We start from the raw sequence: 17,880 nt of genomic DNA, 5'->3' as shown, positions 1-17,880 counted from the left end.
AGAGCCGCGCAACAGTTCGCCGACTTCGTCGACGGCTACGTGCTGGAGGATCCGGTGCTCACCGCCGCCCGTGAGCAGGCCGCCGAGCTGGGCATCTCCGCCGTCAGCCGGGGCGAGGGCGCGGCGCTGCGGGTCGTCGCCGCGGTCGGCAACGCCAAGGCCGTCGTCGACGTCGGCACCGGCACGGGGGTGAGCGGTGGGTGGCTGCTGCGCGGCATGCGCCGCGACGGCGTCCTCACCACCATCGACTTCGAACCGGAGCATCAGCGGGTCGCCCGGCGGGTCTTCGCCGCGGCCGGCAACCCGCCGTCGCGGACCCGGATCATCAGCGGCCGGGCCCTGGACGTGCTGCCCCGCCTCGCCGACCGCGCCTACGACCTGGTGTTCGTCGACCACGACCCGAGTGAGTACGTGGCGGTGACCGCCGCCGCGGAGCGCCTGCTGCGCCCCGGCGGGACCCTCGTGCTGGCGGGCGCGCTCGGCGGGGGACGGGTCAGCGACCCCACCATCCGCGACTCGGAGACCGTCCTGCTGCGGGAGGCGGTCAAGGCGCTGCGCGACAGCGACGCCTGGGTGCCGGCGATCCTGCCCCTCGGCGAGGGCCTCCTCGTGGCGGCCAGAGCGCAGTAGCGCCGGCGCGGGCCGGCGAAGCGGCGGGATGGTCAGCGGGCCGAGCGGGCCCGGCGGCGGGGAGGGTCGTCGTCCGGGTTGAGGTCGTCCTCTTCGACCGGCTCGTCCAGCGCGGTCTTCTTCGCCTTCTTGCGCTCCAGCTTGGCCCGGCGTACCGCGGCCTCGTCGAGCTCCTCGCTCATCCGGGTCAGCTCGGAGCGCAGGAAGTCGCGGGTCGCCACCTCACCGACGGCGATGCGCAGCGACGCGATCTCCCGCGCCAGGTACTCCGTGTCGGCCTTCTGCGCGGCGGCGCGCCGCCGGTCCTCATCGCTGGCGACCCGGTCCCGGTCGGTCTGCCGGTTCTGGGCGAGCAGGATCAGCGGCGCCGCGTAGGACGCCTGCAGCGACAGGATCAGCGTGAGGAACGTGAAGGTGTACGGGTCGAACTGCCAGCCCCTCGGCGCGAGCGTGTTCCACAGGACCCAGGCGAGGATGAAGACCGTCATGTACACGAGGAACTTCGCGGTCCCCATGAACCGGGCGATCCCCTCCGACCACTGACCGAAGGCCTCCGGGTCGAAGCGTGGCAGCTTCAGCCGCCCCGGCTCCCGCGGCTGGTCGAGCCGCCGCCGGTCAGCCATTGCCGGCCGCCCCGCCACCGGTCGTGCCGTTGCCTTCGCTCCCGGTGCCGGCGTTCCCGGTGCCGGTGGGCGTGCCACCGGTCGGGGTGCCGCCAGTGGGGGTGCCGCCGGTCGTGCCGTCCAGGCCGCGGCCGCTCATCCCGTTGAGGAACCGTCCGGCGCTGCCGTCGAGGGCGCGCGCCGAGGTACCGGCGGCGTTGAGGAACGCGGGTTCGGCGTGCTCGCGGTCGCGCCAGTCCTCCGGCAGCAGATGGTCCAGCACGTCGTCGACGGTGACGGCGCCGACGAGCCGGTCGTTGTCGTCGACGACCGGCATGACCACCAGGTTGTACGTCGCCATCCGCCGGGTGATCTCACCGAGCGTGGTCTGCGGGGCAAGCGGCTTGATGTCGTTGTCGACGACGCCGCCGAGCAGCGCCGACGGTGGCTCCCGCAGCAGCCGCTGGAAGTGCACGACACCGAGGTACCGCCCCGTCGGCGTCGCCATCGGCGGCCTGGTCACGAACACGCCGGCGGCGACGGCCGGCGACAGCTGCGGCTCCCGGATGCGGGCGAGGGCCTCGGCGACCGTCTCGTGCGGCGCCATGACGATCGGCTCGGACGTCATCACCGAACCGGCGGTGCCGGGCAGGTAGTCCAGCAGCGCGCGGATGGGCGAGGCCTCATCGGGCTGCATGAGGTCCAGCAGCACGTCCTGCTCGCCCTTGGGCATCTCGGCGAGCAGGTCGGCGGCGTCGTCCGGGTCCATCTCCTCCAGCACGTCAGCGGCCCGCTCAGGCTCCAGCGCGGCCATGATCTCCAACTGGTCGTGCTCCGGGAGCTCCTCCAGGACGTCGGCGAGGCGTTCGTCGTCCAGGGCGGTGGCGACCTCGACGCGGCGGCTCTCCGACAGGTCCTGCAGGACGTTGGCGAGGTCCGCGGGGCGCATGTTGTCGAGCACCGCGAGGATGCCGGCAGTGCCCTGCGCGTGGGGGGTGCCGACCAGCCCCGCGACCTCACCCCACTCGAGCTGGTTGAGGTGGCCACGGCGGGTGAGGCGGCCGGTGAACTCCCGGACCGCCACCCGGCTCAACGCCCACGTCCCGGTGCGGTCCGCCTCCATAGCGACGTCGACGACGGTGCCGGTGCGGCCGGTCGCCGGCACGCTGACGTGCCGGTCGATGAAGTCCTCCAGGACCAGCAGCTCACCCTGGCGCTTCTCGAAACGGCGCAGGTTGAGGGTGCCGGTGTTGAGCACCACCGCATCGGGCTCCATCGCGGTGATCCGGCCGATCGGCAGGAAGATCCGCCGCCGCATCGGCATCTCGGCGACGAGGCCCACCACCCTGGGCGGCAGGTCATCGGTCCGGGCCCGGGCGACCGCGTCCCGCACCCGACCGACCTGGTCCCCATTCGGGTCGAACACGCTCAGGCCGGCGAGGCGCGCGACATAGACCCTCGGCGCGGTGCTCACGAGGTTCAAGACTACTGAAGGAGGCCACCGGCTCGCCGTTGGACCACTCCGGGGGCTTCCGGCTCACCTAGGCTCGTACACATGAGCACTGTGCGGTACAAGGTGGTCGACGTCTTCACCGATCGTCCCTTCACCGGCAACCCCCTCGCCATCGTCTTCGACGCCGCCGACCTCGCCGGTGAACAGATGCAGGCGATCGCCCGGGAGTTCAACCTCTCCGAGACGATCTTCGTGCTGCCGCCGACGGTGCCCGAGGCCACCTACCGGGTGCGGATCTTCACGCCGGGCACGGAGCTGCCGTTCGCCGGCCATCCCAGCGTCGGCTGCGCCGTCACCCTGCACCGCGACGGCCTGGTCAAGGACGCCGACGTGGTGCAGGAGTGCGGGGCGGGCCTGATCCCGATCAGCATCGACGAGGTGCACGGCAGCGCGATCGTCACCGGCGGCCAGCCGACCGTCGAGCCGGCGCTGGACCCGGCGCCGCTGCTCGCCGCCGTCGGCCTGGACGAGGCGGACTACGTCGGGCCCGCGCCGCGGAAGGCAGGCTGCGGGCTGCCGTTCACGTTCCTGTCCGTGACCGACGAGGCCGTCGGGCGGCTGCGACCAGGCGGCCTGGTCGACAACATCAGCGTCCTGCACTGGGACGCGGAGCGGCACGAGGCGCACGTCCGGGTGCTGGTGCCCGACGTCGGCGTCGCCGAGGACCCCGCGACCGGTTCGGCGGCGATGGGACTCGGGGTCTGGCTGGTCGCGTCGGGGCTGCTGCCGGGCGACGGGCTCAGCCGGTACCAGATCCGTCAGGGCTCCGAGATGCACCGTCCGTCCCTGCTGAGCTGCTCGATCACGGCCGCGGGCGGCGAGGCGGTGTCGGCGACGGTCTCCGGCCACGTCGTGGCGATCGCGTCCGGGGAGATGATCGTGCCGCCGTTCGTGGGCTGACCCGTTGCGGACGCGCTCTTTGTGGGCGTCTCGGTGTTCTTTGCGGGCGCCTCGGCGTCGGCAGGTCGTGCTCGGCGGCTGCCGAGCACGACGATCGTGACTCCGGCGAGCAGCAGCGCGATCCCGGGCAGCGTCTGCGACGCCGGCAGCTGGTCCAGCATCAGCCAGGCCAGCAGCAACGCCCCGGGCACCTCCAGCAGGAGCAGCACCGCGACGGTGGTCGGCGGTACGCGACGCAGGGCGTAGTTGATCAGGGTGTGGCCGAGCAGTTGCGGCCCGACCGTCATCGCCGCGAGCGCCAGCCACGTCTGCGCCGGGTAACCGGTCAGGTCCTGCCCGCCGAGCAGGCAGGCGAGCCCGAGCACGACCGCGCAGATCGAGTAGCAGACGGTCGCGTAGGTGCTGGTCGCGATCGACCCGCGGGCGTGCGCGCCGAGCAGCGTGTACCCGGCGGCCGCGATCCCCCCGATGAGCGCGAGCGCGTCGCCGAGCAGCGCCCGGCCGGACAGGTCAGGGTCCGCGCCGGTGGCCAGCGCGACGCCGAGGACGGCCACGCCCACCCCGGCCCAGGTGCTACCCGGGACCCGGATGCCGCGGATGGCGCTGATCAACGAGGTCCAGATCGGCGTGGTGCTGACCAGCGCGACGGACATCGCGACGCTGGTCAGCTTCGCGCTGGGCACCCACGTCGCGAAGTGCACGGCGAGGCAGACGCCGGACAGGACGCTGGCGCCGAGGACCTTCGAACGGAACTCGTCGCGGCGCACGGCGATCGCGACCGGGGCGATCGCGGCGACCCCCAGCAGGTTGCGCCAGAAGGCGATCGCGAGCGCGGGCGCGGCCGCGTAGGCGATCAGCGGCGCCGACGACGAGACCGCGACGATCGCGACGGCCAGCGCGACGATGGCGGGCAGTCCGGTCTGACGCATAAGCCGATGTTGTCACTCTGTGAAAATTGTCTGGGATCCGACACCGGGCAGCCGTCCGTGGCAGTAGACCGAAGCGGTCTGCATTCATACTTTCGGACGATGCCCGGAGGGCCGAACGGTGTTTAGCGCTGTCCTTTTTGACTACTTCAATACCTGCACAACCGCCGTCGTGCGTGGCGACGGGCACCGCCGGACCGCGGAGATCCTCGGCGTCGACCCCGGCGCGTGGCTCGCGCTGATGGACCGTACCTTCGACGCCCGCGCCAAAGGTGCCTACGGCAGTCTCTTAGCCGGCCTTCGGGCGCTCTGCGGCGAACTCGGCGTCGAGCCCAGCCCAGCCCGCCTGCGCGAAGCCGCCGACCTGCGGATCGCCTCGCTCCAGCAGGACTCGCCACCACGTCCCGAGACCGAACCCGTGCTCCGCCTGCTGCGCGAACGCGGCGTGCGGACCGCCGTCGTGAGCGACTGCTGGTTCGAACTGCCGGCGATGCTGCCGGGCACGCCGATCGGCCGCCTCTTCGACGTCGGCGTCTACTCCTCCCACGTCGGGCACTCCAAACCGCACCCGGCGATGTACCGGACCGCCTGCGAACGGCTCGGCATCCACCCCGAGGCATGCCTGTACGTCGGCGACGGCGGCGGCAACGAACTGACCGGCGCCCGCCGCTTCGGGATCACCGCCGTCCAGCTCGACGCGCCCGACCTCGGCGGACACCTCACGTTCCACGCCGACCTCGACTGGGACGGCGCCCGCATCACCAGCCTCGACGAGATCCCCGACCTGGTCGCCGGTCGCATGCCGCTGCCCGTGGCGATCGGCGCGCCTATGCTGAACTGGTGACGGCGCCATTGTCGCCGATGGATGGACGGCTGCTCGCCGGACTCGCGGCGCGCGCCGTCCGCGCGCGGCTGTCCGGCGAACGCCTCACCGCCCACCTACCCGCGTCGGGCCCGGTGCGCGCCGACGGCGCCTCGTTCGTCACCCTGGAACGCGCCGGCACCCTCCGCGGCTGCGTGGGCACCCTGGAGGCGATCCGGCCGCTGCACCACGACGTCGTCCACAACGCCTTCCGCGCGATGCGCGACCCGCGGGTCCCACCCGTCACCGCCGCGGACTGGCCCGAGCTCGACGTGAAGGTCTCCGTCCTCGACCGTCCCGCGGACCTGCCCGCCGGCACCCGGGAAGAGCTGCTGGAAGCCTTGGTGCCGCACGTACACGGGCTGATCCTGACCGACGGCACCCGCCGGGCCACGTTCCTGCCGTCGGTGTGGGCCAAGCTGCCCTCGGCTGAACAGTTCGCCGACGCGCTGCTGCGCAAGGGCGGGTGGAGCGCGTGGCCGGCCGGGATGCGGGCGCTGGCGTACGGCTCGACCGAGTTCCAGGACCGCTCGCCCCGCCTCCCGTTGTGATCCGCTGGCGGCGCCGCTCGTTGTGATCTGCTCGCCGTGACCCTGTTGTGATTGGATGGTGTGCGTGGAACCGCTGGTCGAAGAGGCCGCCAAGAAGGCCGCAGTCGCCTGGCTCGCCGTACCCGGCGCCGGCCCGTCCTACCTGGTCTGGTGCGCGTGGCTCGGCGGGTCGCTGCTGGTCGCGAGCGGTCCCGGCGAGCAGGCCGCGCCCGGGCTCGCCGGCTCGGACACGGCCGAGGTCACGCTGCGCGGCGACCACGGCGGGCGGATCGTCACCTGGACCGCAACGGTGGAGACCCTCGACCCGGCCGGCGAGGCGTGGGCGGAGCTCGTGCCGCAGCTGGCCGGAAAGCGCCTCAACGGCAGCGCCGACCTCGCGAACCGGTGGGCCGCCGAGTGCGTGGTCAGCCGCCTCACCCCGGTCGACGGCGCGCCGCTGGTGCCGCTGCCCGAGGACTCGCAGGCCGCGCCACCGAAGCCGTCACCGGCGACCAGGCTGCCGAAGCGGCCGTTTCGCCTGCACAAGGTCCGCAACGCCCGCCGCTGACACCGGCCCGGGCTCCGCTGACCTCAACCAGGCTCCACAGCGCCAACGCCGCCAGCCCAGCCGCGCCAGCGCCCACCGCAGCGCCAGTCAGCCCAGCGTGGTTCAGAAGCCGACCGCCGTCATGCTTGCCTCCCACAGCTGGGCTGCCAGCCGGGCGTCCTCGGCCTGCGCGTTCGGCCGGATCGGTTTCCGCTTCTCGTAATATCCGCCCGACACCAGCTGCGGCCGAGGCGTCGCCACCAGCCAGACCAGCGTGTCCGCGCCCTGCTCCGGCGTCTTCGCGAACGGTGTCACCTTCGTCATCAGGTTCACCCCGATGCCCGCGCCGAACCGGCTCCGCACGAACCCCGGGTGGTAGCTCGCCGACATGATGTCGGGCCACCGGCGGGCTGCCTCCGCCGCGAAGAGGATGTTCGCCTGCTTCGCCGCGCTGTACCGCTTCCACATCCCCGCCTTGTGCTCCCCGCGCAGGTCCGACGGGTCGATGCTGCCCATCGTGTGCGCGGCCGAGGCGGTGTTGATGATCCGGCCGTTGCGCAGCTGCTCCCGCAGCAGGTTGCTCAGCAGGAACCCGGCCAGGTGGTTGGACTGGATCGTCGGTTCGAAGCCGTCGACGGTCCGGGAGTGCCCGGCCACCACGCCGCCGGCGTTGTTCGCGAGGACGTCGATGCGCTGGTACCGCTGCCGCAGGTGATCCACCAGCACGTGCACGTCGTCGAGGCGGGCGAAGTCGGCCCGGTACGCCGGAGGCGTACGCCCACCGGCGGCCTCCACCTGCGCGACCGCCGCGGTCAGCCGGCCCGGGTCGCGGCCGACCAGGACCACGTGCGCCCCTCGCCGGGCCATGTCGATGGATGCGGCCAGGCCGATCCCGGAACTCGCACCGGTGACCACCACGGTGCGGCCGGTGAGATCTCCCACAGGGGCGTTCTGCGCAATCACGCGACGAGGTTACCGTGACGTAGGTCCCCCTTAATGCTCACTAAGGAGCACCGCCATGCGTCCTCGCCGGTCCTGCCTCGCCGTTCCGGGCTCGAGCGTCAAGATGCTCGACAAGGCTCAAGGACTCCCCGCCGACCAGGTCTTTCTCGACCTGGAGGACGCCGTCGCGCCCCTGGCGAAGCCGGACGCGCGCAAGAACATCGTGGCCGCGCTCAACGACGGCGACTGGGGCGGCAAGGCCCGGGTCGTGCGGGTCAACGACCTGACCACGCCGTGGACGTACCGCGACGTCGTCGAGGTCGTCGAGGGTGCCGGGCAGAATCTCGACTGCATCATGCTGCCGAAGGTCCAGTCCGCGGGGCAGATCGAGTGGCTGGACCTGACGCTCACCCAGATCGAGAAGACGATGGGCTTCGAGGTCGGCAGGATCGGCATCGAGGCGCAGATCGAGAACGCGGCCGGCCTGGTCAACGTCGACGCGATCGCGCAGGCGTCGCCACGCATCGAGACGATCATCTTCGGCCCCGCCGACTTCATGGCCTCGATCAACATGAAGTCCCTCGTGGTCGGTGGGCTCATCCCCGGATACCCGGGTGACCCGTACCACTACATCCTCATGCGCATCCTCATGGCCGCCCGGATGCACGACCTGCAGGCGATCGACGGGCCGTTCCTGCAGATCCGCGACGTCGAGGCGTTCCGTGAAGTCGCGACCCGCAGCGCCGCGCTCGGCTTCGACGGCAAGTGGGTCCTGCACCCCGGCCAGATCGACGCAGCCAACGAGGTCTACTCGCCCGCCCAGGACGACTACGACCACGCCGAGCTCATCCTCGACGCATACGAGCACTTCACCTCGGAGGCCGGTGGCAAGCTCGGCGCCGTCATGCTCGGCGACGAGATGATCGACGAGGCGTCCCGCAAGATGGCCCTGGTCATCTCCGCGAAGGGCCGCGCCGCGGGCATGTCCCGCACGACCTCATTCACCCCGCCGGCCTGAGAAATCCGTGTCGCATTGCCCGGGGGTGGCTCGGGCAGGCAGGATTTGCCCTATGGCACCCGACCTACGATCCACCGGTCCCGCCGGAAAAGGCAACCGGCGTGACGCGAGCCGCCCCTCTTCGGCCCGCCGCACCCTGCGGGCCGTCCCTTCCACCGGCCCTGAGCTCGCCGAAGAGCCGGTCGCGGAGGACGAGGGCAGCACCGCGACCGACCGGCTCGACGGCCGCGTCGCGCTGGTCACCGGCGCCGGCAGCCCGGACGGCATCGGCTACGCCACCGCCCGCCGGCTGAAGTCGATGGGCGCCGCGGTCGCCATCGTCTCCACCACCCGCCGCATCCACGACCGTGCGACCGAGCTCGGCGTCACCGGCTTCGTCGCCGACCTCACCGTCGAGGCCGAGGTCGGCGCGCTCGCCGACGCGATCCTCGACTCCGTCGGCATCGTCGACATCCTCGTCAACAACGCGGGCCTGGCGAGCAAGGCCAGCCCCGAGGTCCTGCGCCCGGTCGCCCAGCTCACCTATGAGGAGTGGCGCGCCGAGATCGACCGCAACCTCACCACCGCGTTCCTGGTCAGCCGCGCCTTCGTCGGCGGCATGGCCGAACACGGCTGGGGCCGCATCGTCAACCTCGCCGCCACCGCCGGCCCCGTCAACGCCCTGCCCGCCGAGGCCGGCTACGCGGCCGCCAAGGCCGGCGTCGTCGGTCTCACCCGCGCCCTGGCGATGGAGCTCGTCGCCGACGGCATCACCGTCAACGCGGTCGCCCCTGGCATCATCCACACCGGCGCATCCACGCTCGTCGAGCTCAAGCAGGGCTTCGGCACCCCCATGGGCCGACCCGGCACCCCCGAGGAGGTGGCCGCCACGATCGCGTTCCTGTGCTCGCCCGGCGCCTCCTACATCACCGGCCAGATGCTCGTCATCGACGGCGGCAACAGCGTCCGCGAGGCGCAGTACCGCTGAAAGCAAGGTCCGGACTCGGGTCCGCGGTGGTCCGGACCGTCGCTCCCGCCAGGCACCGGGCCGGGGCCCAGCTTCGCTGGCCCTGGCCCTGCCACCTTCGCGGACAGTTACGCAGCCGCGACCTCCGGCCGCGACAAGCCCGCGGCCGTGGCCGGCCGCGACGCGACCTGCGGCCGCGACCGGGGCGGGCGGGACCGGGGCGGGCGGGACCGGGGCGGGCGGGACCGGGGCGGGCGGGACCGGGCAGGTGGCTGGGCGGGCCTCTCAATTGACCTTGGAAGATCTGACTGCCCATGACCAGTCGGATCTTCCAAGGTCAACTGGACCCGGGTCAGAAGCCGAGCAGCACGATCGGCACGCCGCACAGCACGAGCAGCTCGACGTAGCCGATCACCAGAGCGGCCAGCGCCAGTCCGTGCCCGCGCTCGTTCGTACGCCTCGTCTGCGCCCATGCGATGTGCCCCATCAGAATGCCGAACGGCGGCAGCAGCACCGCGCAGACCAGGGCGGCGACGGCCATCTTGTTGTAGCGCACCTGAGAACCATTTCACAGCACTGTGTGGGCCGCTCACGTTGGCCCGGAGCAGGGCGAGCCGGGATACTGCCTGCATACCCGCCGGTAACTTTCGCTCCTTGCGACGCCGCTGACCAATGGAGGTCAACCAATGGCCCGCCTCGCACAGACGCCCGGTCTGACCGATGTGCAGCAGTCGATCCTCGAGACCGTGCGGGAGTTCGTCGACAAGGAGATCATCCCGCACGCGCAGCATCTTGAGCACGACGACGTCTACCCGGCGGACATCGTCGACGGCATGCGCGAGATGGGCCTGTTCGGGCTCACCATCCCGGAGGAGCACGGCGGTCTCGGCGAGTCGCTGCTGACCTACGCCCTGGTCGTGGAGCAACTGTCGCGTGGCTGGATGTCGGTGTCCGGCATCGTCAACACGCACTTCATCGTGGCGTACCTGATCGCGCAGCACGGGTCGGCCGAGCAGAAGGCGAGCCTCCTGCCGCGGATGGCCGCCGGTGACGTCCGCGGCGCGTTCTCGATGTCGGAGCCCGGCTGCGGGTCCGACGTCGCCGCGATCCGCACGAAGGCGGTCGCCGACCAGGACGACTACGTCATCAACGGCCAGAAGATGTGGCTGACGAACGGCGCGTACTCCTCCGTCGTCGCGACGCTGGTCAAGACCGACCTCGGCGCCGACTCGGTGTACGGCAACATGACCACGTTCCTGCTGGAGAAGACGCCCGGCTTCGGGGAGAACGAGGCGCTGCCCGGGCTCGCCATCCCCGGCAAGATCGAGAAGATGGGGTACAAGGGCGTCGAGACGACCGAGATGGTCCTCGAGGACGTCCGGGTGCCGAAGACCGCGGTGCTCGGGGGCGCGGACAAGGCAGGTCGCGGCTTCTACCAGATGATGGACGGCATCGAGGTCGGCCGGGTCAACGTCGCGGCGCGGGCGTGCGGGATCTCGATCCGCGCGTTCGAGCTCGCGATCGCGTACGCGCAGCAACGCCAGACGTTCGGCGTGCCGCTGGTCAAGCACCAGGCGATCGCGTTCAAGCTCGCGGAGATGGCCACGAAGATCGAGGCCGCGCACGCGCTGATGGTCAACGCGGCCCGGCTCAAGGACGCGGGGCAGCGCAACGACGTCGAGGCCGGCATGGCGAAGCTCCTGGCCAGCGAGTACTGCGCCGAGGTCGTCCAGGAGTCGTTCCGCATCCACGGCGGCTACGGCTACTCCAAGGAGTACGAGATCGAGCGCCTCATGCGCGAGGCGCCGTTCCTGCTCATCGGCGAGGGCACCAGCGAGATCCAGAAGACGATCATCAGCCGGGGGCTGCTCAAGGAATACGGGGCCCGTTGATCGCGTGCACCGCCCGGACCACCGCGATGCAGGTGTCCTCGACGTAGTCCAAGCCGGCGGCCTCCGCGAGGGCGCGACCCTCGGCCGAGACGATGTCCTGCTGCAGCCAGACCGCGGGCGCGCCGATCGCGATCGCGTCCTTCACCACCTGGGTCGCGTCCCGGGACGGGCGGAACACGTTGACGAAGTCGACCGGCTCCGGGATGTCGGCGAGGCTGCGGTACGCCCGCACACCGAAGATCTCATCGGCATACGGGTTGACCGGGATGATCGTCCAGCCGCGCCGCTGGATCGCCAGTGGCACCGCGTGGGCGGTCTTCCGCGGGTCCCGCGACGCCCCGACGACGGCGATGGTGGTGGATTCCCGCAGGATCTGTTCGGCGCTGCGCATGCGCAAACGGTAGCTCGCGCTACACCGCAGGGATCGGTGTCGGGCCGCCGGCCAGACCGGCGGACAGCCGGGCGCCGAGCAGCAGCCCGTGGACCCGCACCGCCTCGGCGGGCGAGCCGATCGAGGGCCGCCGCCCCGGGTGCGCCACGTAGTAGCCGATGAGGTCGAGCAGGAACAGCAGGTTGCCGTCGACGTCCTCCGGTCGCACCGTCACCGGCCGGGACCGCCCGGCGACCAGCAGGTCGACGCGCGGGTGCCACCGGTCGCCGTTGAGCTCGACCCGTTCGACGGTGTCCCAGGCGTACGAGCGTGGCCCGACCACCACGCCGTCGCCGGTGAGGCGGACGGTGGGTGTGGCACGGACGAGCCGCATCAGCCCGCGCGCGCCACTGGTGAAGCACGCGGCCGCAACGGCAAGCGCGGCCGCCGCCACCACCGGCCCGGCGTCCACCAGCAGCGCCAGGACGAGGACCATCGAGGCGACGGCGAGCAGCCGCCCGACCCTGGCGCAGCCCTCGCGGAACGGCCGGCGGAACTCCCACCCGGGACGCGCCGGCGCCTCGTCGCGGCGGCGCAGCTCGTTGACCGCGAAGTTGGCGCCGTGCACGACCACGTTGGCCAGCACGAACGGCAGCAGCACCGGACTGCCGGCCGGCCCGCCGAACGCCAGCAGCAGGCCACCGGCGAGCAGCGTCACGGCGGGCGGGACGGCGACCCACAGCCAGTTCAGCGGGTTGCGTCGCGGCGCGGTCATGGCCATACGCTACGGACCCCGGTCCGCCGGTTGCGTCACCCGTTCAGGCCTGAGTCTGCGCTGGATCGCGCTGCCGAACACCGCGACCGCCGCGCCGACGTACACGAGGTTGAACAGGATCTGTCCGCTGACCGCGACCCTGGCGGCCTGGCCGACGGCGTGCACGTCACCGAAGCCGACGGTGGCGAGCGTGGACAGCGTGAAGTACAACGCATCGGTTCTCGTGTCCAAGCCGACGAACTGGCCGTCATGGTCGGCCAGCAGCAGGTACCCCAGGGAAAACGCCAACACGGCGACAATCAGCAGATTGAGCAGCGTCTCCAGGCGCACGTCCGCCCGCCCGTCGCCGTGCAGGTGCCGCCCCAGCTGCCGGCTGAACGCCGCGACCAGCACGGCGAACGCGACCAACGCGGCGCCGACCTGCGCCCAGTCCTCGGCGGCGCGCACCAGTCGCAGGGGGATCAGGTAGTAGACGCAGCCGGCGGCCACAAAGGTGACCGCTGCCCGCCGGACCGGTATCCACACAGGTCCACCGTGCCCCACGACGCGGGCACGGTCAGGTGACCTGCCGGGTGAGCGTGCCGCGGAGCCGCTCCAGCTCCTCCGGGGTGCCGATCGCGCCGCGCCGCTCAGGCTGCCGCGCGTACAGGTCGATGACCCGGGTCAGGAAGTACAGCGAGACCTCCAGCGGCACGTCCTCGCCGGGCCGGAACTCCCGCACCCGCCGCCCTTGCACCAGCTCCGGGTTGCCGACGGCCCAGGCGCCGGGCTCCGACGTGATGTCGAGGGCGTCCCACGGCACGAACGAGCGCCCGCCGTCGATCGCGACCCCTTCGGCGGTGAGGACGAGCGGCCCGCTGCGCAGCATCCTGATCGACAGGATCAGCAGGAACAGCGAGGTGAGGACGATGATCCCGTAGGACATGGCGCGCAGGACCGACAGGTGGCCGACCCGGAAACCGTTGAACGCCATCAGCACCAGCGACGCGCCGAGCACCCCGTAGAACACGCACTGCCGGCGGAAGTTGGGCTGCACCCGGAACGCCGCCTGCTCCCGCCACACCACGATCGCGAACGTCGACGGCCCCCGCGTCGTGTGCGCCAGCAGGATCAACCCGAACGCGATGCCGATCGTGGCGATGATCAGCAGCACGAGCAGCATCGGCACGTAGGCACTCGGGTCGTCTCTGGTCACGACCGGCACCAGCACGCCGACCACGACGGTCGGCGCGAGGAGCACCAGGAAGTCACCGGCACGAGCACGCATACGACCGAGCTTATGCACGCTAGCTGACGGTTTCCTGACCGCCGATCACAGCAACGACAGCTGTTCGACGGTTTCCGCAGGTGGTACACCCACCCGCTCACCCTGCTTCGCTCCCGCGGCGACCGCTCCACCCGCCGGCGTGTGCCGTCCACTCAGGTCAGACGTCCCGCCGCTCGCTGAACTGCCGGCCGCCGGGCCGGTGAGTGCCGTGCTCGTGGCCAGGGTGGATCGAGTGGTGAATTCGTGCGGGACGGGCTCCGGGCTCGCGTCCGGCAATGACCGCACGCCCAGGTCAGGTGCGCTGGCGTGCGCCGTGCTGGTGGCGTGCGCCGGGCTCGTTGCCTGCGTCGCGCGTGCGTTCCCGTCCGCCGCTGCCAGTCCCGCCGTCGCCGATCCCGCCGTCGCCGACCTCGCCGTTGCTGACCTCGTCGTCGCGGGTCGCGCTGTCGGCGGTGACGGGGGTGTGAGATCGAGGGGGAGTGTTGGGGTGGTCAGAGACGTGGCCGGTGCCGGCTCGGCGGACGGCTGGCGGGTGGTGCCCATGCCGCCCGTGGGCAGGCCGTGGCGGCGGCAGGCGAGCCTGACCCGGGCCGCGACCTCCCGCTGATACGCCTGCCCGGCATACGCGCCGTCGCCATACAGCTGCCGGTAGCGAGGGGCCAGGTGCGGGTGCTCGCGGGCCAGCCATGCCTGATACCACTCCCGCGCACCCGGGCGCAGGTGCAGCGCGAGCGGCACGACGCTGGCGGCACCCGCGGCGGCGAGGGCGGCGACGGTCGCGTCGATCGACTCCGGGGTGTCGGTGAGGCCGGGCAGGATCGGGGCCATGAGGACGCCGACCGCGAACCCCGCGTCGGCGAAGCGCCGCACCACGTCGAGCCGGCGGCGGGGGCTGGGCGTGCCCGGCTCCACCGACCGCCACAGCGGCTCGTCGACGAAGCCGATCGACATCGACACGCTGACGCTCGTCACCGCCGCGGCCTGGGACAGCAGGTCGAGGTCGCGGGCGATCAGGGTGCCCTTGGTGAGGATCGAGAACGGGTTGGCGTGGTCGCGCAGCGCGGCCAGGATGCCGGGCATCAGCCGGTAACGGCCCTCGGCGCGCTGGTAGCAGTCGACGTTGGTGCCCATGGCCAGATGCCTGCCCGGCCAGGACGGCGCGGCCAGCTCCCGGCGCAGCACCTCCGCGGCGTTGACCTTGACCACGATCTGCGAGTCGAAGTCGTGGCCGGCGTCGAGGTCCAGGTAGGTGTGGCTGTTGCGGGCGAAGCAGTTGTGGCTGACGACCCCGCCGGCGATGAAGTCGCCGGTGCCGGTGGTGATGTCGAACATCGGCACGTCGACGCCGAGCGGCTCGATCGCAGTCACCCGCAGCCGGTCGTCGCCGCGGACGAGCTCGCCGGCGACGGTGCCGGTCGGCGTGACCGGGGCGAACATCAGCCCGAACCGCAGCCGCTCCCGCACCCCGCCGAGCACCCTGGTCAGGGCGCCGTCGGTGACGGTGGCGAACCCGAGCACCGACAGGCACTCGACCAGCCAGTCGACGACGACCTTGTCGACCACGTCGAAGGCGGGCAGCCCGGCGTCGCCGGGGATGAGCTGGCCGGCGGCGTCGAACAGGCCGGCCACGAACCCCTGCCGCCAAGCGCGGGTGGGCACGGCGGGCCAGTCGAGCACGGCGCTCGCGTCGCGGACGCTGGCGCCCGCATACTCGCGGTCGTCGGCGGCCATCGCGTGCAGCCCGCCGCACGCCGTGGCGTAGTCGCGGGCCCGGCGCAGTGCGGCGGGCGCGACGGGGCCGACGTGACCGTCGCCGTGCACGAACCCGCAGAGATAACCCCGCCGGTAACCCGAGGACTCCTCGGGCCGCTCGGGCAGGGTGCCGAAGCCGGCGAGCCGGTTGGCGGTGGTCAGGTGCGGCCGGCGGGCGCGGCCGTGCCGGGCGCCCGTGACGTGCTTCCAGCCACGGTCGGACAGGAACCGGTGATCGCCGGACGCGACCAGTGTCGTGCCGTCGTGGAGGGTGACGCGGTGTGCCGGTTTGACGGTCGACCAGTGCGCCAGGACCGTGGTCGCAACGTACTTGCGCAGCCGGCCGTCGCGCACGGTGCCGATGATCGCGTCACCGGTGCGCAGGTCGGCGAGTGGCCGGGTGGTGCCGTCGGCCATGAGGATGGCGGTGTCGCCGGCGAGGCAGTAGACGCACGCGTGCGAGCAACCCCGATACGGGTTGATCGTCCATTCGAACGGCACACGTGACTGTCCCGGCACTCGGTTGACCAGGGACTTTGCCTGCACCTCGTAGAACGTGACGCCGCGGAACTCCGGGGTGTCGAAGGTGCGGGCGACGGCCCCGGGCAGTGCGAGCGGCAGGGCTCGCACTGTCCCGGCGTCACCGGTGTCGGGACGGCCAGTCGCCTTCAGGTTGTCCCATCGCACGGGTTCATTCGAACACGCGTACGAACGAACCGCAAGCTACGCCTCGACGGTTTCCCCGACCGCGTTCTCGCGCTCCGTGACCCCCGCCGGCTCGGCGTCCGCGGTCTCCGTCTTCGGAGCGGCGGCAGCCTTCGAAGCCTCAGCGGTCTTCGGCGTGTCGGCGGTCTTCGGTGCGTCAGCGGTCTTCGGAGCTTCCGCCGCGGCCTCGGCGTCGTCGTGCTTGCCGGCCGAGTGCTCGGCGATCTGCGCCCGCACCTCGTCCATGTCAAGCTCACGGACCTGCTTGATCAGCGATTCGAGCTGCTGCTCGCGCATCATGCCCGGCTGGGAGAACACCGCGACCCCGTCCCGCACGATCATCAGCGTGGGGATGGAGCGGATCTGGAACTCCATCGCGAGCTCCTGCTGCGCTTCGGTGTCCACCTTGCCGAAGGTCAGGTCCGGGTTGTTCTCGGAGACCTTCTCGTACGTCGGTGCAAAGGCCCGACACGGCCCGCACCACTCGGCCCAGAAGTCGACGAGGGTGATGCCCTCGCCGCCGACCTTCTCGGCGAAGTTCTCGGCGGTCAGTTCTACGGTTGCCATGTCTGTCCGATCCTTTCGGGCGGTCGGGTACGCACCGTTGTAACCACGTACCCCTTACCTGCATTCCCAACCGGTGTCCGGGCTCACCATGGCGCCGGCGTGCGGGTGATCCATGATGGAGCCATGCATCGGCCGACGTTCGTCTTCGACGGTGACTGCGCCTTCTGTTCATCATGCGCCCGGTTCATCGAAAACCGCATCAAGCCGGCCGCGCACGTCGTGGCGTGGCAGTTCACCGATCTCGACGCGCTCGGGCTCACCGAGGAGCAGGCGGGCGCCGCGGTGCAGTATGTGACCGCCGGGCGCGCCCCGACCGCAGGTCCGGTCGCGATCGCCGACCTGCTCAGGACCGCCCCCGGGCTGGCCGGCCGGCTGCTGTGGCGGCCCGCCGGCGCCGTCCTCGGACTGCGGCCGGTCTCGGCCCTCGCCTGGCCGGTGTACCGGTGGGTCGCCCGCAACCGGCACCGGATGCCCGGCGGCACCGCGGCCTGCGCGTTGCCGCCCGGCCACCCCGCCCGCGCCGGCCACTGAACCAGCGCCGTCCCAGGCTGACCCGGGCCAGCCGCCTAGGGCAAACCAGCAGATTTGCGGCTGGGTCGGACTTTTCGGCATACGCTCGCGGTGGGAGGTACGCCATGTCGAGCCAGCCCACACCGAGCCAGCCCAGCGCCGGGGTCGACCTGCCGCTGCACCGGCACGAGTGGGACCGGCTCGTCCGGCTTCCTCGCCAGGTCCTCGTCGTCGCCAGCGCCGGGGACGACGAGGTCGACGCCGTCGCCGGGGTCGAGGCCATCGCGGCCGGTCAGCGCTCCCGGGCGCTGCTCGTCCGGGGTGTCGTCGCGGCGATCTTCGCCGAGCAGACCACCGACGCCCCGCAGCTGGACCGCGACGGCGTGCTCGCCGAGTGCGGCGCGGCGGTGCGGATGCTGGCCGATCGGCTGGGCGCGGACGTCGCGCTCGCCTACGGCGAGTGGCTGATGGACGTCGCGGCCAGCGTCGGCCGGACCGCGTGGCGGCCCGGCGTGATCCGGCTCGGCGGGGTCGAGGTCCTGCTCGCCGAGCGGGAGTTCGTCAACGAGATCGGTAGGGAATTGGCGCGGGCCCTGCACCGCCAGTAGCGGTCGCGCCGGTGGTCG

At 71.9% G+C, this 17,880-nt stretch carries 18 protein-coding genes and 3 pseudogenes; 10 read left to right on the top strand and 11 right to left on the bottom strand.

The window, feature by feature from the left end; translation table 11 throughout:
• Nucleotides 1-39: 39 nt before the first annotated feature.
• Complete coding sequence (locus tag AB0K00_RS31655; protein ID WP_363527696.1) at nt 40-630, top strand: class I SAM-dependent methyltransferase; 591 nt, start codon at nt 40-42, stop codon at nt 628-630.
• Nucleotides 631-662: 32 nt separating this feature from the next.
• Here the strand turns inward: AB0K00_RS31655 and AB0K00_RS31650 are convergent, their stop codons facing one another.
• Nucleotides 663-1,253: a DUF1003 domain-containing protein gene (locus AB0K00_RS31650; protein ID WP_363527693.1), complete on the bottom strand. Its 591-nt coding sequence runs from the start codon at nt 1,251-1,253 to the stop codon at nt 663-665.
• Between the two features lie 220 nt (nt 1,254-1,473).
• Nucleotides 1,474-2,706: pseudogene (locus AB0K00_RS31645) on the bottom strand (CBS domain-containing protein); the annotation flags it as partial.
• Between the two features lie 81 nt (nt 2,707-2,787).
• Between AB0K00_RS31645 and AB0K00_RS31640 the strand changes: the two are divergent.
• Entirely contained in the window at nt 2,788-3,645 is an 858-nt protein-coding gene (locus tag AB0K00_RS31640) for a PhzF family phenazine biosynthesis protein (protein WP_363527690.1), read from the top strand.
• A gap of 68 nt (nt 3,646-3,713) precedes the next feature.
• Here AB0K00_RS31640 and AB0K00_RS31635 read toward each other — a convergent pair.
• A pseudogene (locus AB0K00_RS31635) lies at nt 3,714-4,574 on the bottom strand (DMT family transporter); the annotation flags it as partial.
• 169 nt (nt 4,575-4,743) lie between these two features.
• Here AB0K00_RS31635 and AB0K00_RS31630 point away from each other — a divergent pair.
• From AB0K00_RS31630 to AB0K00_RS31620, 3 genes are all read left to right on the top strand, one after another.
• Nucleotides 4,744-5,415, top strand: a complete 672-nt coding sequence (locus AB0K00_RS31630; protein ID WP_363527687.1) for an HAD family hydrolase — start codon at nt 4,744-4,746, stop codon at nt 5,413-5,415.
• Nucleotides 5,412-5,984 carry an AmmeMemoRadiSam system protein A gene (gene amrA / locus AB0K00_RS31625; protein ID WP_363527684.1) on the top strand — a complete coding sequence of 191 codons (573 nt, stop codon included), beginning with the start codon at nt 5,412-5,414 and terminating at the stop codon, nt 5,982-5,984. Before AB0K00_RS31630 ends, amrA begins: the two co-directional genes overlap by 4 nt.
• A 64-nt stretch (nt 5,985-6,048) precedes the next feature.
• Nucleotides 6,049-6,531, top strand: coding sequence for a hypothetical protein (locus tag AB0K00_RS31620; RefSeq protein WP_363527681.1), 483 nt, complete (start codon nt 6,049-6,051; stop codon nt 6,529-6,531).
• Between the two features lie 102 nt (nt 6,532-6,633).
• Here the strand turns inward: AB0K00_RS31620 and AB0K00_RS31615 are convergent, their stop codons facing one another.
• Nucleotides 6,634-7,473, bottom strand: a complete 840-nt coding sequence (locus AB0K00_RS31615) for an SDR family NAD(P)-dependent oxidoreductase (protein ID WP_363527678.1) — start codon at nt 7,471-7,473, stop codon at nt 6,634-6,636.
• Between the two features lie 55 nt (nt 7,474-7,528).
• Here AB0K00_RS31615 and AB0K00_RS31610 point away from each other — a divergent pair, with 55 nt between their 5' ends.
• Both AB0K00_RS31610 and AB0K00_RS31605 read left to right on the top strand, forming a co-directional pair.
• Nucleotides 7,529-8,470 carry a CoA ester lyase gene (locus AB0K00_RS31610; protein WP_363527675.1) on the top strand — a complete coding sequence of 314 codons (942 nt, stop codon included), beginning with the start codon at nt 7,529-7,531 and terminating at the stop codon, nt 8,468-8,470.
• 52 nt (nt 8,471-8,522) lie between these two features.
• Nucleotides 8,523-9,437 carry an SDR family NAD(P)-dependent oxidoreductase gene (locus AB0K00_RS31605; RefSeq protein WP_363527673.1) on the top strand — a complete coding sequence of 305 codons (915 nt, stop codon included), beginning with the start codon at nt 8,523-8,525 and terminating at the stop codon, nt 9,435-9,437.
• A gap of 331 nt (nt 9,438-9,768) precedes the next feature.
• On the opposite strand, the gene AB0K00_RS31600 is transcribed toward AB0K00_RS31605, so the two are convergent.
• Nucleotides 9,769-9,972 (bottom strand): DUF4190 domain-containing protein, encoded by a 204-nt coding sequence (locus AB0K00_RS31600; RefSeq protein WP_363527670.1) that lies wholly within the window; start codon nt 9,970-9,972, stop codon nt 9,769-9,771.
• A 130-nt stretch (nt 9,973-10,102) separates the two neighbouring features.
• Here AB0K00_RS31600 and AB0K00_RS31595 point away from each other — a divergent pair, with 130 nt between their 5' ends.
• Nucleotides 10,103-11,308 carry an acyl-CoA dehydrogenase family protein gene (locus tag AB0K00_RS31595; RefSeq protein WP_363527667.1) on the top strand — a complete coding sequence of 402 codons (1,206 nt, stop codon included), beginning with the start codon at nt 10,103-10,105 and terminating at the stop codon, nt 11,306-11,308.
• Here the strand turns inward: AB0K00_RS31595 and AB0K00_RS31590 are convergent.
• The 6 genes and pseudogenes from AB0K00_RS31590 to trxA all read right to left on the bottom strand — a co-directional run.
• Complete coding sequence (locus tag AB0K00_RS31590) at nt 11,286-11,699, bottom strand: CoA-binding protein (RefSeq protein ID WP_363527664.1); 414 nt, start codon at nt 11,697-11,699, stop codon at nt 11,286-11,288. The two genes, AB0K00_RS31595 and AB0K00_RS31590, sit on opposite strands and share 23 nt — an antisense overlap.
• A 19-nt stretch (nt 11,700-11,718) precedes the next feature.
• Nucleotides 11,719-12,453, bottom strand: coding sequence for a hypothetical protein (locus AB0K00_RS31585; protein ID WP_363527661.1), 735 nt, complete (start codon nt 12,451-12,453; stop codon nt 11,719-11,721).
• Nucleotides 12,454-12,462: 9 nt separating this feature from the next.
• Nucleotides 12,463-12,978 carry a potassium channel family protein gene (locus AB0K00_RS31580; protein WP_363527658.1) on the bottom strand — a complete coding sequence of 172 codons (516 nt, stop codon included), beginning with the start codon at nt 12,976-12,978 and terminating at the stop codon, nt 12,463-12,465.
• A gap of 31 nt (nt 12,979-13,009) precedes the next feature.
• Complete coding sequence (locus AB0K00_RS31575) at nt 13,010-13,720, bottom strand: hypothetical protein (protein ID WP_363527655.1); 711 nt, start codon at nt 13,718-13,720, stop codon at nt 13,010-13,012.
• 45 nt (nt 13,721-13,765) lie between these two features.
• Nucleotides 13,766-16,159, bottom strand: a complete 2,394-nt coding sequence (locus AB0K00_RS31570) for an intein-containing Rv2578c family radical SAM protein (RefSeq protein ID WP_363527652.1) — start codon at nt 16,157-16,159, stop codon at nt 13,766-13,768.
• A gap of 231 nt (nt 16,160-16,390) precedes the next feature.
• Nucleotides 16,391-16,744, bottom strand: a pseudogene (trxA, locus tag AB0K00_RS31565) (thioredoxin); the annotation flags it as partial.
• 123 nt (nt 16,745-16,867) lie between these two features.
• On the opposite strand from trxA, the gene AB0K00_RS31560 reads away from it, so the two are divergent.
• Both AB0K00_RS31560 and AB0K00_RS31555 read left to right on the top strand, forming a co-directional pair.
• Nucleotides 16,868-17,275 carry a DCC1-like thiol-disulfide oxidoreductase family protein gene (locus AB0K00_RS31560; RefSeq protein ID WP_363527649.1) on the top strand — a complete coding sequence of 136 codons (408 nt, stop codon included), beginning with the start codon at nt 16,868-16,870 and terminating at the stop codon, nt 17,273-17,275.
• A gap of 104 nt (nt 17,276-17,379) precedes the next feature.
• On the top strand, nt 17,380-17,862 hold the full coding sequence (locus tag AB0K00_RS31555) for a hypothetical protein (protein WP_363527646.1): 483 nt from the start codon (nt 17,380-17,382) through the stop codon (nt 17,860-17,862).
• Nucleotides 17,863-17,880 lie beyond the last annotated feature (18 nt).

Source organism: Dactylosporangium sp. NPDC049525 (genome assembly GCF_040676755.1).
In the GTDB taxonomy this organism is placed as follows: Bacteria; Actinomycetota; Actinomycetes; order Mycobacteriales; family Micromonosporaceae; genus Dactylosporangium.
Note: the sequence above shows the minus strand (reverse complement) of the source record. Positions and strands in the feature narration are given on the sequence as shown.

Excerpts from the sequence above, each read along its gene's own strand:
- AB0K00_RS31650 (WP_363527693.1), bottom strand. The coding sequence starts at position 1,253 with ATGGCTGACCGGCGGCGGCTCGACCAGCCGCGGGAGCCGGGGCGGCTG.
- AB0K00_RS31640 (WP_363527690.1), top strand. The coding sequence starts at position 2,788 with ATGAGCACTGTGCGGTACAAGGTGGTCGACGTCTTCACCGATCGTCCC.
- AB0K00_RS31610 (WP_363527675.1), top strand. The coding sequence starts at position 7,529 with ATGCGTCCTCGCCGGTCCTGCCTCGCCGTTCCGGGCTCGAGCGTCAAG.
- AB0K00_RS31605 (WP_363527673.1), top strand. The coding sequence starts at position 8,523 with ATGGCACCCGACCTACGATCCACCGGTCCCGCCGGAAAAGGCAACCGG.
- AB0K00_RS31595 (WP_363527667.1), top strand. The coding sequence starts at position 10,103 with ATGGCCCGCCTCGCACAGACGCCCGGTCTGACCGATGTGCAGCAGTCG.
- AB0K00_RS31590 (WP_363527664.1), bottom strand. The coding sequence starts at position 11,699 with ATGCGCAGCGCCGAACAGATCCTGCGGGAATCCACCACCATCGCCGTC.
- AB0K00_RS31585 (WP_363527661.1), bottom strand. The coding sequence starts at position 12,453 with ATGACCGCGCCGCGACGCAACCCGCTGAACTGGCTGTGGGTCGCCGTC.
- AB0K00_RS31575 (WP_363527655.1), bottom strand. The coding sequence starts at position 13,720 with ATGCGTGCTCGTGCCGGTGACTTCCTGGTGCTCCTCGCGCCGACCGTC.
- AB0K00_RS31560 (WP_363527649.1), top strand. The coding sequence starts at position 16,868 with ATGCATCGGCCGACGTTCGTCTTCGACGGTGACTGCGCCTTCTGTTCA.
- AB0K00_RS31555 (WP_363527646.1), top strand. The coding sequence starts at position 17,380 with ATGTCGAGCCAGCCCACACCGAGCCAGCCCAGCGCCGGGGTCGACCTG.